Source organism: Microbacterium sp. (assembly GCF_035277845.1).
In the GTDB taxonomy this organism is placed as follows: Bacteria; Actinomycetota; Actinomycetes; order Actinomycetales; family Microbacteriaceae; genus Microbacterium.
This window is the reverse complement of the sequence record NZ_DATEJS010000166.1, coordinates 1-18,089: the sequence shown is the minus strand read 5'-3', so window position 1 is coordinate 18,089 and position 18,089 is coordinate 1. Positions and strand designations below refer to the sequence as shown.

The following is an 18,089-nucleotide window of genomic DNA, read 5'->3' as shown; positions in this document are numbered from 1 at the left end:
GGCTCGCTCGACGACCGGGGAAGGGTATGGCCCGGCCCCCTTCTGAACCAATGGGGCCGGGCCACGTGTGTGGGGCCGGGTCTGCCGCATTTGACCACCGGCAGACCCGACCACGGGTGTCTGGCCCGGTCCCGCCCTTCTGAACCAATGGCGGGACCGGACCAAGTCTGGGTTACGCCTCCGCGAGGCGGGCGCGCAGCGCCGCGAGCTGCTCGGTGAGCTGCGCGGGGATGCGGTCGCCGAACCGGGCGTAGAACTGCTCGGTGAGGTCGGCCTCGGCCGCCCACGACTCGGGGTCGACCGAGAAGAGCTCCTCGAGGTCCTCCGCGGGGATCTCGAGACCGTCGAGGTTCAGCTCATCGGTGTCGGGCAGGTAGCCGATGGGGCTCTGCACGGCGCCGGCCTCGCCCTGGATGCGGCGGATGATCCACTCGATGACGCGCGAGTTGTCACCGAAGCCCGGCCACAGGAACCGGCCGTCGGCACCGCGGCGGAACCAGTTGACCTGGAAGATCGCCGGCGGAGCGGTGAGCTCGGGCGAGGCGCCGATCTCGAGCCAGTGCCCGAAGTAGTCGGCCATGTTGTATCCGCAGAACGGCAGCATCGCGAACGGGTCGCGGCGGAGCTCGCCGACCTTGCCCTCGGCGGCGGCGGTGCGCTCCGACGAGATGGTCGAGCCGATGAAGACGCCGTGGTTCCAGTCGGTGGCCTCGACGACGAGCGGGACGTTGGTGGCGCGACGGCCGCCGAACAGGATGACGTCGAGCGGGACGGCATCCTCCCAGTCGTCCGCGATCTGCGGGCACTGCGCGGCGCGCACGGTGAAGCGCGAGTTCGGGTGCGCGGCGGGACGGCCGGATGCCGGCGTCCAGGGCTTGCCCTCCCAGTCGATGAGCTCGGCCGGCGGCTCGTCGGTGAGGCCCTCCCACCACACGTCGCCGTCCGGGCGCAGCGCGACGTTCGTGAAGATCGTGTTGCCCCACAGGGTCTCGACGGCGGTGACGTTGGTCGACTCGCCGGTGCCCGGCGCGACGCCGAAGAAGCCGGCCTCGGGGTTGATCGCCCACAGGCGTCCGTCTTCGCCCGGACGGATCCAGACGATGTCGTCGCCGAGGGTCTCCACGCGCCAGCCCGGGATGGTCGGGCGCAGCATGGCGAGGTTGGTCTTGCCGCAGGCCGACGGGAATGCCGCGGCCACGTGGTACTGCTTGCCGGCCGGGTCGATGACGCGGATGAGCAGCATGTGCTCGGCGAGCCAGCCCTCGTTGCGGCCGATCACCGAGGCGATGCGCAGCGCGAAGCACTTCTTGGCGAGGATGGCGTTGCCGCCGTAGCCGGAGCCGAACGACCACACCTCGAGCGTGTCGGGGTAGTGGACGATGTACTTCTCGTCGTTGTACGGCCAGGCGACATCCTGCTCGCCGGGGTGCAGCGGGGCGCCGACCGAGTGCACGGTCTTCACCCACGGTGCGCCCGCGGCGATGAGCTTGGTGACCTCGTCGCCGACACGGGTCATGACGCCGATGGATGCCACGGCGTACGGCGAGTCGGTGACCTGCACGCCGATGTGCGACAGCGGGCCGCCGACGGCGCCCATCGAGAACGCGACGACGTACATGGTGCGGCCGCGCATCGACCCCTCGAACAGGCCGTTCAGGGTGGCGCGCATCTCGGCCGGGTCGGCCCAGTTGTTGGTGGGGCCCGCGTCGATCTTGCGCTCGGACGCGATGAAGGTGCGCGCCTCGGTGCGCGCGACGTCGCTCGGGTGCGAACGGGCCAGGTACGAGCCCGGACGCCACTCGGGGTTCAGCTTGATGAGCTTGCCGTCGTCGACCATCTCTTCGAGCAGCGCGCGATTCTCGGCGCGCGTGCCGGACACCCAGTGGATGCGGTCGGGCTGGGTCAGCTCGGCGATCTCGTGCACCCAGTCTTCGAGCGCCGCCATGCCGGGGCCTTCGATCTGCGGCCAGCGGCCGCGAGCGGGGGCGGCAGGGGTCTCAATATCCACGAGGACCATTTCGCTTCCGTTCGGTTCAGAACATCGGTTGTGTCAACTCTCCCCCGAATCCGCGAGTTCTTAACGCGATTCGGCTTTGAAAGAATCGCGAATCTTGCCGTTATGATGAAGGAATGACTCCCACGTCCGTCGAGCTCGCGACGCTCGGCCACCGCATCCGGCATCAGCGTCTCGAGGCCGGGCTCACCCTCGACGAACTGGGTGCCCGCGTGGGCGTGGCCGGGTCCCATCTCAGCCTCATCGAGAACGGCAAGCGCGAGCCCCGGCTGTCGCTGCTGCAGCAGATCGCGGATGCCACCGGCACCGACGTCACCGACCTGCTCTCCCCCGAACCGCCCAACCGCCGGGCCGCCCTCGAGATCGAGCTCGACCGCGTGCAGGCCAGCACCGTCTTCCGCCGGCTCGGCCTCGCCCCGGTGCGGGTGTCGAAGGGGATGACCGACGACACGCTCGAGACGGTGCTCGGCCTCCACCGCGAACTGCAGCGCCGCGAGCGCGAGGCGACCGCGACCCCCGAGGAGGCCCGTCGCGCGAACAACGAGATGCGCCTCAGCATGCGCGCGCACAACAACTACCTGCCCGAGATCGAGGCGCTCGCGGAGAAGCAGCTGCGCGCCGCCGGGCACACCCGCGGCGCGCTCACCCACCGCACCGTGAGCATCATGGCCGAGCAGCTCGGCTTCGAGCTCATCTACGTCAACGACCTGCCGCACTCCGCCCGGTCGGTGACCGACCTGGAGCACGGGCGCATCTACCTGCCCCCGGCATCCATCCCCGGCGGGCACGGCCTGCGGTCGATGGCGCTGCAGGCCATGGCGCACCGGATGCTGGGGCACAAGCCGCCCACCGACTACGCCGAGTTCCTGCGGCAGCGCCTCGAGATCAACTACTACGCGGCGTGCTGCCTCATGCCCGAGCAGGCGTCGGTGACGTTCCTGCAGCAGGCGAAGAAGGACCGCAACCTCGCCGTCGAGGACTTCCGCGACGCGTTCGGCGTCACCCACGAGGCCGCCGGGATGCGGATGACGAACCTGCTCACCGAGCACCTCGGCATCCGCCTGCACTTCATCCGGGTCACCGGCTCCGGCGCCATCTCCCGCGTGTACGAGAACGACGACCTGCCGCTGCCCGCCGACGTCACCGGGTCGATCGAGGGCCAGGTCGCGTGCCGGCGGTTCCTCGCACGCTCGGCGTTCGAGGAGCAGAACCGCACCACCGAGCACTACCAGTACACGGACACGCCGAACGGGACGTTCTGGTGCTCCGCGCAGACCGGCACCACCAGCGACGGCGAGTTCTCGGTGACGGTCGGCGTGCCGTTCGACGACGCGCGCTGGTTCCGCGGCCGGGAGACGCCCAAGCGGGTCACCTCGACCTGCCCGGACGAGTCGTGCTGCCGCAAGCCGGATGCCGAGGCCCTCGCCCGCTGGCACGGACGTGCCTGGCCGAGCGCGCGCGTGCACATGCAGATGTTCTCGCCGCTGCCGCGCGGGGAGTTCCCCGGGGTGGACGACACCGAGGTGTACGACTTCCTCGACCGCCACGCCGAGCAGTAGGTCGACATCCGGCGCTCCCCGGAAGCCGCCGACGATGACGTCACCGGACTGCAGCCGTGGATCGCGTCATCGCCGGGGCAGCCGGAGGTCGTAGCCGACCGGGGCATCCGCCCAGCGGTGGAGTCCTGGTACCAGGATACTCGCGTGCAGCCGCGCGGGACCGGCGGATCCGCGGCTCAGAGGGTGGCGGAGAGGTCCGCGGCCCAGCCCTTGAGGAGGGTGGCGTAGGCGACGAGGACCGCCTTGTTGCCGGCATCCTTCGCGAACGTGGCGAGCGCGGCCTTGGCTGCGGTGTGGTTGTTCGCGGCGAGCGCGGATGCCGCGGCGGAGAGGTCCGACTGCAGGGTCGCCGCCACCGACGACGACGTGATCCAGCCGCTCGAGACCCCGTACGACACCGCCGCCTGCAGCCCCGGGATCGTCGCGCGGACGGTGATCGTGGAGGTCGAGGTCGACGTGTTGCCGGCGGTGTCCGTCGCGGTGACGACGACCGTGTGGATGCCGGCGGCGAGGGTCTCGCCCACGACGGTGCCGCCGGTGGCCCAGGCGACGCCGTCGATCGTCGCCTTCACGCTCGCGACGCCGGAGGACGCATCCGTCGCGGAATACGTCAGCACGAGGCGCTGCGACACGTCGTACCAGGCGCCGTTGGCCGGCGCCGTGAGCGAGGAGGCGATCGCCGGCGGCGTGCTGTCGAGCACGAACGTGCGGGTGATGACGACGGTGTTGCCGGCCCGGTCGGCGACGAGCACCGACACGGTGTGCGTGCCGTCGCCGGTGATCCCGGTGACCGTCACCGACGGGGCGTAGGCGACGGGCGCGCTGAAGGCGCCGCCGTCGAGCGAGACGGCCATCGTGGCGAGGCCCGCCGGAGGCCCGGAGAACGACAGCACGAGGGAGGCCGACGAGCCGGTGACGTACACCGTGCCGCCGGCGGTCCTGCCGAGCACCGTGACCGTGCCGGTCGGCGGGATCGCGTCGACGACGAGGGTGAAGGATGCCGCGGCGGCGGACGTGTTGCCCTGCGCGTCGACGCTCACCGCCGTGACCGTGTACGTGCCGGTCGCGAGGGCCTGGCCGGTGTACGGCACGCCGCCGACGAGCACGGTCGTCGAGACGGCATCCGGGGCGGCGGCGACCACGAAGCGCGGCGAGGTGACATTCGTGATGCCGTCGGTCGCCGAGATGCCCGAGTCGTCCGCCGCGTTCAGCCCCACCGTGGGCGCGGCCGGGCGCGTCGTCTTCTTGACGAGCACCTGGGTGAACACGGTCTGGTTGCCGGACGGCTCGGTCTCGGTGACCGTGAGCACGACGGTGCCGTCCCTCAGCGGCGAGAGGAAGACGTTGTTCACGTTCCACTGGCCGCTGCCGTTCACGGCTTTGCTGCCGCTCACCACCGTCGTGCCGTCGGTGAACGAGTAGGAGATGACCGCCCCGGTCTGCCCGGTGACGTAGAAGGAGTATCCGCCGGCGTTGGACGCATTGATGAACGGGTCGAAGCCGGTCACCGTCAGGGGCGGCGGGACGGTGTCGAGCACGGCCGTCATGACCGTCGACGCGCTGACGCCCGCGCCGTTCGTGAGCGTGACGGTGGCGGTGAGGATGCCGTCCACGAGATTCGAGACGTCGACGGGGATGACGACCGAGCCGGTGGTGTCGACCATGTCCATGCCGTTCGCGACGCGCGCGATCGGCGTGGAACCGTCGGAGATCACGACGTTGGCGATCGACCCGGTCTGCCCGGAGACGGTGATCGGGAACGATGCGCGGGTCGCGAGGTTCGCGTACGCCCCGATCCCGACCGTCGGCGCCGGCGGGGCGACGCTGTTCTTGCCCATCGCCCCGGTGAGCGTCGTGATCTGACCGCCCGGGGCCATGATCGAGACCGTCACGGCGATCATCCCGTCGGCGAAGCCGGACAGGTCCAGCAGCGCGCCGAAGGTGCCCGCCGGCGAGATCGTGCCGCCGCCCGTGACGCTCAGCGCGCCCTGCGTGAACGTGTACGAGGCGGTGGCCCCGGGGGCGCCGGTGATGACAAGGGGAACGGCGTCGGCGCCCGCGGGGTTGGTACCGGACGGCAGGTCGACCCCGGCGCCGGACGGGAGCGAGACCCGGGTGAACAGCGCACCGGCGGGCACGACCGTGCCGGGCGAGTCGAACGGCCGGACGTTCGCGGTCTTCATCACGTCGATCGCGGTGCCCCCGAGGTTCTCGGGCATCTGGTTGAACGGGGACCCGGTCTGCTGGTGCCAGGCGTCGTCGTGCTGCAGCACCAGCCCCAGCTCGCCGAACGGCTCGCCGTTGCGGGACGCCAGACCCTGGTAGCGGTCGTCGTAGGCGGCGTACCGGGTCATCAGGGTCTGATCGGCACCGTCGCTCTTGGACAGCGCGTACAGGAACTCGGGGAGGAACGGCTGCAGGGTGCGGCTGACCGCCGGCATCCCGAACTGCGAGAACGGCACGTAGTAGCTGTTGTGGTTGCCCACCCAGTCGATGAGGCGGTCGCCGCCGGTGCCGGCGAAGTAGATGTCCTGCCCGGCGCCGCCGTACGCGAGCGACTCCCACGCGGGCGTTCCCCACACGAAGTTCGCGGTGGCGAGGCTGAACGAGCCGTCGGCGTTGCGCACCAGGTTCGGCACCGGGCCGTCGTTCAGGCCGTTGTCCACGAACGTGCTGGCCCGGACGTCGATGACGTCGTTGCCCCAGCCGCCGTACACCCGTACCCGGCCCATGCCCGCGACGATGTAGTCGTTGCCGAGGTCGCCGAAGATCGCCTTGTCGCCGGTGGTCGGCATCTGCGGGTCGCCGGTGCCCGGGTACCAGGTCTGGTCGAGCGGCATCCCGGCATCCGTCGGATCGAACGTCAGGAACCAGGGCAGGCACCCCGCCTGCTGCGGCGTCTGTCCGGTCGCCCAGGTGCACAGCACCGGGTTGGGGCTGCCCAGGACGAAGTCGTTGCTGGGAGTCGCGCTCAGCCACACCTGGCGCCGCGGGTCGGACGGGTCGAAGTAGCTCGACTTGCCGGACATGCCGGCGCGGGCCGCGTTGCCGTTGCCGTCGTCGCCGAGCGGGTGCCAGCCGGCCGGGTTGCCCGGGTTGAACGGGTGGTACCAGTCGGTCTGGTACGGCGTCGTGTTGATGACGTTGCCCGACATGTCGAAGTTGTCGGCGTAGCCCAGCTCCGGCGCCTCGGCGCCCGACACCGCGGACTGTCCCGGTCCGGCGTGGATGACGCCGCCGCCCCAGCCGCCGTAGATGATGTTGTGGCCGTAGCGCGGCTGGTAGTGGTCGCAGATCGCGTTCTGCTTGCAGCCGGTGGAGAAGCTCGGGCTGCCGTTCGCGGCCGGATCCCAGTTGTACGGCCAGAGCACCGCGGTGTACGCGAGGGCGCCGGCGACGTTGATGACCGCCTGCTGCACGTTGCCGGGCGTCGTGATCAGCTCGCTGAGGTTCGCCGCGGGGATGGGCGCGATGCCGTACAGCGGTTCGCCGTAGCCCGAGCTGTTGCGGCTGGCGAAGCAGCGCCCGCCGCCGCCGATGATGCAGGAGTCACCGCGGCCGCCGGAGATCCAGTTGTCCGCGTAGCCCGTGATGATGGTGTCGTTCTGGCCGCCGCCGTAGATGACGTCGTTCGCGGGGCCGCCGTAGATGAACGCGTCACCGGACTCGGCGTGGATCTCGCTGCCGCGCATGAGCGGCTGCCCGTCGACCGTGATGGGGGTGCCACCGATGTCGCCGACGCCGTTGGAGGCCTTGGCTCCGGTGACCTGCGGGCCGGGCTGGTTCGCGAGGTCCGGGCCGCCCGGCGTCTGGTCGAGCAGTGTGACGGCCCGGGCGATGATGCGCTCGGTCGCCGATGTGTAGCCGTTGACGTCGTAGTTGAAGTTCAGGTACCCGACCGACATGGCCACGCCGTTGCCGACGCCGTACCGGCCGTCGGTGCCGACGAGGCGGATGACGTCGCCGTTGTCGGCGAGGATGACGTTCGCGTCGTGGGCGTGCCCGTTCGGGTTCGTGATGCAGTGGTTCGCGGCATCCAGCACGCCGTCGCCGCAGTCCTCGCGGCCGGCGTTCAGACCGGAGCCGCCGAAGATCAGGTTCGAGCCGTCGGCGCGCTCGGACGGCGTCGTCAGGCTGAACATGTCGGAGTTGCCGCCGACGATGTCGTTCTGGCCGCGGTTCGCGAAGATCGTGTCGTTGCCGCGTCCGCCTTCGACGTAGCTCTGGCCGTCGGTGGCGGCGACCGTCGCGGTGACCGTGCAGGGCAGGGCGGTGCAGGATGCCGGCGCCGGCGATCCGGTGACGGTCAGCATGCCCTGGCTGACCGCGGTGACGACGCCGACCGCGACGCCGTTCACGGTCAGGGTCTGCCCGACGGCGATGCCGCTGTCGGCCCACCACAGGCCGTCGGTGCGGGCGATCGTGTGGGCGCCGAAGACGAGGCTGCCGGTGAGGGTGTACTGCAGCGCCGCATAGTCGTCGACCGACGGGTTGATCAGCAGGGTGTTCGAGGCATCCCGGCACGCGCCCACCCGGTCGCCGAGGGCGTAGCCGCGGAAGAGGCAGGTGGCCGCTCCCCCGAAGACGCTGCCCACGGACGGCGAGCCGTTCGAGACGGTCGGGGAACCGGTGGCCGACTCGGGTGCGGTGATGTCGATCGAGCCGTGCGCCTGGATGATGTTGTCGCCGGACTCGCCGAAGATCATGGCCGATCCGGAGCCGCCTGCGATGTAGTCGGCGCCCTTCATGCCCGAGTCCCGCAGCGCGGCAGGGCGGCTGGTGTCGCCGGCCGGCACGGAGAGCATGATGCCGCCGGTGCCGGAGAGGAAGTCGCCCCACCAGGCGTGCCCTGTCGGGTCGTTCTGCGCCGTGCCCGCGTTCAGGCTCTGCCCGATCGAGCCGGTCGCCGTGCTGTAGATCTGCGTTCCGGTGAGGTTCTGGAAGCGCAGGTTCGTGTAGTCGAAGAGGTGCGTCGTGCGGTCGAGACCCACGCTGCCGCCGATGATGAGGTTGCGTCCGGGCCCGCCCTGGATGTCGTTCGCCCCGTCGCCGCCGACGATCACGTTGTCACCGCCGGAGCCGTAGATGCGGTTGTCGCCGTGGTTCTGCGGCTGGTCGGAGATCGCGGCGAGGATGTCGTGCGTGGTCTGGATCTTCTCCACCCGGGCGTCGCCCCACGGGGTGGTGCCGCTCGCCGCGCAGTACGGGTTGGTGGAAGTGGTCCCGGTCGGGCGGCAGTAGCCCTGCGCCGGCCCGACCGTGAGCGATGCGCTCGCGGCGGAGAGTCCGGTGATCGTGTTGCGCGACAGGGTGGCGGTGCTGCCGTCGGCGCTGACCGCGGTGATGATCGTGCCGTCGGACAGGATGCCGGCTGCCGCGATCGCCAGCCCGACGTCGGTGGCCCGGAAGGTTCCGGTGCCTGCGGTCGCCGTGGCGACCAGGTTGAGCCCGCCGGTGGTGACGTTCGCGGTGATGGTCGCCGTGACGGTGCGGGTGGTGTTCGGGATGACCCCGACCACGGCCTCGCGGGTGTCCTGCGTGACGATGCCGAACGCCCCGAAGATCAGGTTGTCGTAGTCGCCGTACCGGTCGGTCGCCGTCGCCCCCGGCACGTCGCCGTAGATCAGGTTGTCACCGGCGACGAGCGGATCCGCGTTCTCGTACGTGCTCGTGTTCGTCGTCGGGAAGGTCACGGCCCGGCTGATGACGTTCACGTTGACGCCGTTCGCACCGAGGATGATGTTGTCTCCGCGCCCGCCCTGGATGGTGTTGTCGCCGGAGCCGCCCGCGATGACATCGCCCGCCTGGCTGCCGTAGATCGTGTCGTCGGCGGAGCCGCCCGCGATCGTCAGGCCGATCGAGGGCACCTGGCCGGCCGGCACGTTCGCGAACAGGGCGCCGGCGTCGATGACGTTGTTCCCGGCGTGGCGGAACGGGTCCGCCACGGGGAAGACGAACTGCGGCGTGCCCACGCCCACCTGGTTCGGGAAGGGCTTCGAGCCGAACACGCGGCTGGTCTGGGTGTGCGGGTCGCCGGAGTACCAGATGCCGTCCTGCGAGGTGGCGCCGTAGACCACGAGCGGCGAGGGCGCGTAGCCGACGATCCTGGATCCGCTGCCGTCCCACGAGGTGATCTGCGGGCCCGAGAACGTGAGGGTGAGCGTCGAGACCGCGGTGATGGTCCAGGCCGCGAGGCCGCCGATCTCGAGCACCATCCCGACGACGTAGCCGTCGCCGATCCACGATCCGCCGATGCGGGTGAGGGTCTGGTCCTCCCCGGCCGTGCCGAGGGTGAAGGTGCTGGTGAGCGTCGGCGGAGTGGCGCCCGGGCCGGGGCCGGCGCCGCCGGTGACGGTGAAGACGTTGCCGCCGTAGCGCACCGTGTTGTCGGAGGCGGATGCCACCGCCACGGTCGCCGAGCATGTGCCGCCGAGGTTGCACAGCAGCGCGTCGGGGGCCGCGGAGAGCATCAGGATGTCGTCGGTGGGTCCGCCGAAGCCGGTGACGGTGCCGATCACCACGCCGTCGATCGTGACGAGGTCGCCCACGTGGAACCCGGCCTCCCGCCACGAGCGCATGTCGGTGCGGATGATCGTGGTGCCGGTGAGGTGGATGCGGGTGGTGACGTGCACGGCCGGGTCGAACACGGCGACGGTGCCGCCGACCGCGCTGCCGGCCGCCGGGCCGGTGCCGGCGAAGGTGAGGGTGGCCCCGGAGACGCCGGTGATGACGCCGATCGGCATCCCGTTCCACAGCAGCTCCTGGCCGACCGCGAACTGGTCGGCGGCCCACGACGTGCCGTCCAGGCGCCGGATCGTGGTGGCGGTGACCGCGAAGGAGCCGGTGATGCTCAACTGCTCGGCACCGCCGCCGTGCAGCGACGTGAGACCGCCGTGCGCGAACGTGGTGCCGGGCGTGCCGTCCTCGTTGGTGTAGGCGCCGCCGACGAGGGTGCCGGTGACGAGGAGCGTGTCGTTGCCCTGGCCCTCGAGGATGTTCAGCACCTGGATCGTGGACAGGCTGGCGCTGGTGACGATGTCGCCGGTGACCGGGTCGACGGTGATCGACCCGAAGCTGATGCCGCTCGGGAACGTCGCCGGCTCGCCGAACGTGGGGTGCGCGGGGTCGCCGGGCTGGTACCCGTTGTGGTGGGTGAAGTCGACGCCCGGGCCCATGCCGAAGCCGGTGAGGCCGGTGGAGCTCAGAGTGCCCGTCTGGTTCTGCTGCGCGCCGTCGTCGAAGATGTTGAGCACGTTGACCTGCTGGGCTTCCGGCGGCTGGATGCCGATGCCGAACGGCAGCGCGTCGCCCTCGCCCGGCATCATGACCGGCAGCGTGAGGGCCGCGTGGTTGTTCTGCGTCGGACCGCCCTCGACCGACAGCGGGCCGCGGATCGACGAGAGCAGGTGCGGCGACTTCGGGAACGACAGCAGGGAGCGGTTGCCGGCGGGCACGGTGAAGAGCGGATCTGCGACGACGGGCACGATGACCGCCTGGAACCAGTTCGCGGGCGTGAACGTGATCTGCGCCGCCCACTGCGTGAGGGTGAGCGTCTGCGTGCCGGATGCTCCGAGCACCCCGGCGAGCGCCGCCTTGTCGGTGACGGTGAGCACGTCGACGCGGGTCGAGGTCGTGCCGGTGAGCGCCTGGATCTTCAGCACCGTGCCGGACGCGCCGATCGTGAAGAGCTGACCCTCCAGGAATCCGTCGTCGAGCCAGCTGGAGCCGTCGGCACGGGTGAGGGTGCCGGCCGCGGCGTCGTAGATCACCGAGCCGGTGTACAGGCCGTGGTGGGCGGTGCCGATGGAGCCGAGGGAGATCCGTCCGCCGACGACGGCATCCGTCTGCCCGTCGGTGATGAGCGCGATCGTGACGTTCTTCGTGGGCTGGGAGGCCAGGCGCACGCTGTAGCTGGAGCCCTGGCCCGGCATCGTGCATGCTGCGTCGGCGCACTTGGTGACGACCATGCCGGTCGGCGCCTGCACGATCACGTTCGGGGTGCTGTCGGTGTAGACGAGCACGTTCCACGGGGTGGAGCTGTTGTCGACGCCGACGTAGCGGGCGTCGGCGGTGCTCGTCACCGTGGCGGTGAGGTAGGAGTTGTGCGGGTCGGCGATGCTGTACCACGGCGCGGCATCCTCCCGCACGATGACCGGCGTCATCCAGTCGCCCGTGCCGAACGTGATCGTGTACACGCCGGCGTGGATGCCGTCGGGGTTCGAGACCACGTGGAAGCGCGGGTCGGTGCTGGAGAGCTGGATGCGCGGGTCTCCGGCGGCGGTGATCGTGACGGTGACCGGCGCGGTCGGGGCGGCGGCGAGCGCGACCGACGAGTAGCCGGAGATGCCGGTGGCGGTCTTGCCGGTCGTGGGCGGCGTGACGCTGCCGCCGAGCACGACGTTGCTCGCGTTGCGGTCGGGGATCGCGAACGTGACGCCGGTCGCGGATCCCGTCGCCGGTGCGGACAGGGTCGCCGCGGTGCCGTCCGCGGAGACGGCGACGATCGTCGCACCCGTCGGCAGCACGTCGCCGAGGTCGGCCTCGACCACCTGGCGGCCGATGTCGCCCTGGTTGAACCCGGCGCTCGCCGAGGTCAGGGTGGTCGATCCGCTCACGGTCACCCCGTCGCGGAACTGGACGGCGGAGGCCACCCGCGACGGCAGCGTGAAGCCGATGCCGGTGCCGGCCGCCACGGCCGCCGACAGGGTGACCTGCGTCGCGCTCAGCACGGCGAGGATCACGGTGTTCGCGGGGATGTTCGCTCCCCCGCCGATCTGCGCGATCGGCTGCCCGACGTCGTCGAGCGTGAAGTGCGCGGTCGCCGAGGTGAAGGTCGCGGTGCCGTTCGCGGAACCGTCGGTGAAGCGCGGGCTCTGCACCTTCGTGGTGGGGTTGTCGTTGCCGAGGTTCGTGACGATGATCGCCGGGGTGCCCGGGTCGAGCTTCTGCACCTCGACGTTGCGCACCGGCGCGTTGGCGTAGAACGGGTCGGCGCTGAGCACGCTCTGGCTCACCTCGTACGTGCGGATGCCGTCGTCGAGGGTGTCGTTCATCGCACCGACCCACACCGCCTGCGGCGTCTGCCAGTCACCGGGGGTGAACACGAGCACGAGCGAGCGCTGCGGCAGGTCGGTGGCCGTGGCATCCATGATCACGTGCTGGTAGAAGTCGCTGTTCGCCGTGGTGGTGCCGGGGTTCGGCACGGTGCCGAGCGGGGCGGTGGCGAGCAGGATCGAGTCGCCCTGACCGGTTCCGGTGAGGGGCGTGCCCTCGCGGTTGAGCCGGATGTCGGGTTCCGCCGTGATCGCGACGTACACGGTCGAGGTCGGCGCCTGCGCGAGCCGCACGGTGTACGAGTCGATCGTGCCGATGGGCGGACGGGTGGCCTGGCCGTTCTGCGTCTCCTTGACGACCGTGCCGCCGGCGTGCTCGGTGACGATGACCGCGCCCTGCGCGCCCTGCGCGACGCTCACCGCGACGCCGGGGATGACGACGTCCTTGTACAGCTGGTCCTGCGTGATGACGGCGAGGTTGATGGTGCCGCTCGTGCCGTTGACGTCCTTCGAGTACACGTTGCCGGACACGTCGCCGGCGACGTTGATCTGGTTGCTGCCGAGCCCGCCGATGACGCGCACGGCGACCCCCGGCGGGGTGGAGAGCACGTCGATGACGTCGTCGCCTTCGAGGGCGTCGACCTCGATCACCTGGATGTTCTTGAACGTCACCGACACCCCTGCTCCGAAGATGCCGTGGTCGGTCACCACGATGTGGTCGGCGAACTCGGTGCCCAGAATGATCAGCTTGTTGAAGCCCGTGCCGCCGTCGACGGACACCGGGGCGTTCATGTTGTACTCCACCTGGTTGTTGCCGGCGCCGGTGCGCACGTCGGTCTGAGCGGCCGTGGAGTACCCGTTGGTGGTGATCGGGATCGGGATGCACGCGGGCGCCTCGATGGTGGTGCATCCGCCCGGGAGCTTGATGTTGCCGGCGGCATCCGTCTGGGCCAGCGCGAAGCCCCGCACGATGAAGAGGTTGTTGCCGCCGTCGCCCTCGAGGTGCAGCACCGCGTGGTTGGAGTAGACGGTGAACGTGTTGTTGCCGGTGCCGCCCTGGGCGACGAGCGGCGAGCTCGTGCCGCGCGACAGCCAGCCGCGGGTGGTGGCGACGGTGGCGACGTCGAAGACGTTCTCGGCGGCGAGGTTGCCGGAGGCGCCGTACGTGCCGGGGGTCGGGGTGGCGGATGCCGTGCGGCGCTGCCCGTACAGCTGTCCGATCTGGAACTGGTTGTCGCCGGATCCGCCGTCGAGGTAGGTGGGGGCGGCGTTGTCGTCGACGGCGAAGTAGTCGTTGCCGCCCATCGAGTAGACGTGCAGGCCGCCGTTGATCGCGGAGTCGTAGTTGATGCGCTCGACGCCGAAGACGCCGTTGGTGCCGGTGGTGCGCGTGCCGCCGAGGTTCGCCTGCGTGTTCGCGAGGGTGGAGTGCAGCAGGGCGACGAAGCCGGAGCCGGCGGAGTAGTGGTCTCCGGACACCGAGCTCGGGCCGGTGCCCTGGTAGAGCGTGGGTCGCGCGGACGTCTCGCCGACGATGCCCGCGGGCGTGCTGCGCAGCAGGAAGATGTCGTTGGTGCCGTACTCGCGGCTGGTCGTCGGGTCGATGCCGGTGCTGTCCGGGGTGGCGCCCGAGTACGTGTCGTAGCCGTAGATGTCGAGGGTGTCGGTGCCGTCTGCGGGGGCGTGCGAGCCGATCACGTTGAGCTCGTAGTTGTTGCTCGTGAACTGGCTGCCGCTGGTGAAGATCGAGTAGATGTTGCTGCCCGACTGGCCGTCGAGGCTCAGCGTCGCGCCGAGGGCGACGTCGGAGCCGAGCGGCACCATGGACTGCAGGCGGTTGACGATGAACGTGTCGACGCACATGTCCGGGGGTCCGTTGCACGCCGGGGCGTAGACGCCGGCCTGCGTGGGCGTGCTGTCGCCGTAGGCCCGGGCCTGGCCGACCAGGATCGTGCGGTCGAAGACGAACGTGTCGGCTTCGCCTCCGCCGAACACCCGGGTGAGGCTTCCCGCGCCGCCGTTGGCGATCGCGCCGGGCAGGGCGTTGAGCCCCGGCTGGCCGCTGCGCAGCACGATCACCGTGCCGTCGCCGATGGTCGGGTCGGGGGCGGTGGTGTCGAGCCACGGCATCGCGCAGGCGCCGGATGCCGCGTTGTGGCAGTCGCCGTAGATGTCGATGTTGCCGGTCTGGTTGTGCGCCAGGTTCGGGTCGGTGCCGGTGTACGGGTGGGTGTCGGAGGACGAGATCGTGGCGAGGATGATGCTCGACGGATCGGTGACGATGTCGTCGGCCGAGCGCAGCACCACGTTGCCGCCGTCGGCTTCGATGAGGCCCTGCGGCACCTGCTGGATGCTGCCTTCGACGACCAGGGTGGAGCCGGAGTGCAGCACCAGGATGTCGTTGCCCTCGGCCCCGGTCTCTGTGGTGGTGAGGCGCACGCCGTTCGGACCGGCGACGCGGCCGGCGTTCTCGCCCGCGTGGGCGAGGACGACGTTCAGGGGACCTTCGACCTCGGTGACGAAGACGCTGCCGTCGGCCTGCGCGGCGAGCCAGCACGTGGCCGTCACGGCGCGCTGCGCGTCGGTCGCGTTCTGGTGGTGCGCCCCCTGGTACAGCAGCGTGTCGGTGCTCTGGCATCCGGTTCCGGCGGCGGAGTCGATCTTCAGGTCGTTGCCCCCGGCCGGGTCGCCGATGCTGCCGTACTGGGCGAGCAGGTTGATCGTGTCGCCGATGACGTTCGCCGCGGTGCCGCCCGCACCGCCCGCGTGCCCGTCGGTGATGGAGCCGTGGAAGTTCGTCAGGGTGATGTTCGCGCAGGTCGCGGAGCTCGTGCCGTAGCAGGTGGTGACGGTGTCGACGTGCAGGTCGCCGGTGGTCTGCGAGATGCGGATGACGCCGGGCGCCTGCGCGTTCAGCACCCCGAACCGGTCGACCGAGGAGCGGATCTCGAGGAAGTTGGAGTTCTCGCCGATCGTGCCGTGCACCGCGGTCAGCGTGATGTCCACGCCCACCACCTGCGGCGTGGTCGACGGCGACGGGTGACCGGTGACGGGCGGGTTCGTGGACGGCTGCGGGGCGTCGTAGATGGATCCCGGCGCGGTGAGGGTCACGTCGTCGTCGGTGGAGCGGATGAGCCCGGCCCGCAGGTCGCCGGTCTGCTCGGTGAGCACGATGAACCCGTTGGTGTCGGCGTTCACGGTGCCGTAGGTGCCGGACGCGGACGTCGTGCCGGAGGCCGGCTGCTCGATCTGCACCAGCCCCACGATGTTGATGCGGGTCGCGGACGGGCTGTCGTTCGCGGCGAACACGTCGATGAGGCCGTTGTTCCCGTTGGATCCGGCATCCAGCAGGCTGAAGTCGTACGTGCTCGCGGTGGCGCTGCCGCCGGTGGCGAAGGCGCCGGGCTCGAGCGTCGGGTGGCCGGCGCCGCATCCGTCGGGGTAGAAGCAGTAGGTGCCGTCGGGCTGGTAGAAGCTGACGAACGTGCCGGAGACCCCGTTGGGGTTCGTGGCGTTCACGGTGATGCCGGGCACCGTGCCGACCGCGGTCTGGTACTGGGTGGCCTGCAGGCGCACGACGATGCTGTCGCCCGCGACGAGGTGGTCGATGGGGATGACGTAGGCGGGGGTCTGCGGGTTCGCGATGGCCGGGTCGCGCAGCAGGGTGCGCAGGTCGAGGTACTGGCTGGTGCCGGAGGTCGCGGTGAGGTGCTCGTCGCCGCCGGCCCACTGCACGAGGTCGATGTTGAGGTACGGAGTCGATGCGCCGATGGAGGTGCCGGCGACGAGGTGCAGGACGTTCGTGCGCACGAGCGACGTGTGGGTGCCGTCGGAGGTGCTCGCGCCGCCGCGCACCGACGAGGACGAGATCGAGCCGGTGCTCGACAGGTCGGTCTCGCCGATCGGGTTCTCGATCGTGCCGTTGATGAGCAGGTCGGGCGGGGTGGTCGGCGCGTCGTTGGTGATCGTGACGAGCGTCGGGTCGACGTGGCGCACGATCGCGAACAGCGGGTGGGTGCTGCCGCCGTCGGGCGCGTTGAGCGTCACGGTGGGGCTGCCGACGTTCAGCACGTTGATGTCGTCGACGACCAGGCGCAGCGTGGAGTGGTTGAGGATCGTCACCGACTGCCAGTTGTCGCGGTACGAGAACGTGCCCCAGTAGTGGGTGGACGGGCTGGCGCCGCCGTTCAGGCTGTTCTCGATCGTGCCGTTCACCGAGCTCATCAGCACGTCGCCGGTGTCGTGGTTGACGAGGTCGTTCACCTCGACGGGTCCGGCGCTGAGATCCGTGCCCGGGGCAGGGTTGTGGATGCCGTCCACGGTGATGTTGACGGCCGTCACGACGTGGCCGTCCGGGCCGATGATCAGGAGCGGACTCGGCCCGTCGTGGATGACGACGTCCGCATTCCAGTCCACGTGCCGCGCGTCGGTGTTGTCGACGGTGTCGCCGGCGTTGGTCTCGGCCTGCACGTACAGGGCGAGGTGGTTCTGGCCGGACGGGTGTGCCAGGTGCCACGGCGACGGGTCGGCCGGGTCGAGGCTCTGGTCGTTGGTGTTGACGCCGTACTGCAGGCGCGTTCCCGCGGTGACCGTGACGCCGGAGTGCGCCGCGGCCGTCTCGACGAACTGCAGGTTGTCGTAGCCGTCGCTGTATGACGGGCCGATGCACCAGCACTCGGGGTCGTCGTCGTGCGACCGCAGGTTGCCCAGGTGCAGGGCGCGGATGTCGACGCCGTCGACGCCCTCGACCCACGTGGGCGTCGCGGGCTGGCCGTCGATGAGCGCGGTGTCGCGGCTCTTCAGCTCGGAGACGGCCTTGGCGGTCGCGAAGCCGGCGAACGCGATGAAGATCGACCGGGAGTGGCTCGTGATGTTCGACCCGGTCGTGGTGGCGATCATGTTCACCGAGCCGCCGACGACGTGCGCCCCGGCCCCGATCACCGTCGCGGTGTTGTCGACGAGGTGCACCTCGGCGTGCGAGACGGAGCCGCCGGCGAGCCCGCCGCTCTCGGTGTCGGCGTCCGCGTTCGCGACGAACGTCGAGGTGGCGACGATCCGCACCATTCCGCCCGCGGTGATCGAGATGCCGCCCGCGTTCACCTGGGTCGCCGCGGTCGTGCCGGTGATCCCGTCGGGCCCGGTGCCGACGAACGCGGAGTTGTTCGAGGTGCCGTCGACGTGGGAGGACACCCCGGCGCCCGAGATCAGGCCGCCGGATCCGTTGCTGGTGGTCGCCTCGGCGTTCGTGCGCGTCGTGGCGGTGATGCCGACGTTCCCGCCGACCGTGATGGAGGTGGCCGCGTCGTAGGACCGCACCGTCGGGTCGAGGTACACCTGGGCGCTCTGCGACGTGAACGAGCCCGCACCGCCGCCACCGCCGTTGGCTGCGGCCGTGGTCACGCCGTTCCCGGGCGGCGGCGAGGCGGCGCGCAGCGACGTGCCGTCCGCGGCCAGCAGGCGCTG

Annotated in this window: 3 protein-coding genes; 1 reads left to right on the top strand and 2 read right to left on the bottom strand. The window is 70.6% G+C overall.

From position 1 onward, the window contains the following. Nucleotides 1-172 precede the first annotated feature (172 nt). Nucleotides 173-2,017, bottom strand: coding sequence for a phosphoenolpyruvate carboxykinase (GTP) (locus VJR25_RS07025; protein ID WP_414683752.1), 1,845 nt, complete (start codon nt 2,015-2,017; stop codon nt 173-175). Between the two features lie 113 nt (nt 2,018-2,130). Between VJR25_RS07025 and VJR25_RS07020 the strand changes: the two genes are divergently transcribed. Further along, nucleotides 2,131-3,573 (top strand): helix-turn-helix domain-containing protein, encoded by a 1,443-nt coding sequence (locus VJR25_RS07020; protein ID WP_324113957.1) that lies wholly within the window; start codon nt 2,131-2,133, stop codon nt 3,571-3,573. 176 nt (nt 3,574-3,749) lie between these two features. Here VJR25_RS07020 and VJR25_RS07015 read toward each other — a convergent pair whose 3' ends face one another. Further along, nucleotides 3,750-18,026 (bottom strand): Ig-like domain-containing protein, encoded by a 14,277-nt coding sequence (locus VJR25_RS07015; protein ID WP_324113955.1) that lies wholly within the window; start codon nt 18,024-18,026, stop codon nt 3,750-3,752. Nucleotides 18,027-18,089 lie beyond the last annotated feature (63 nt).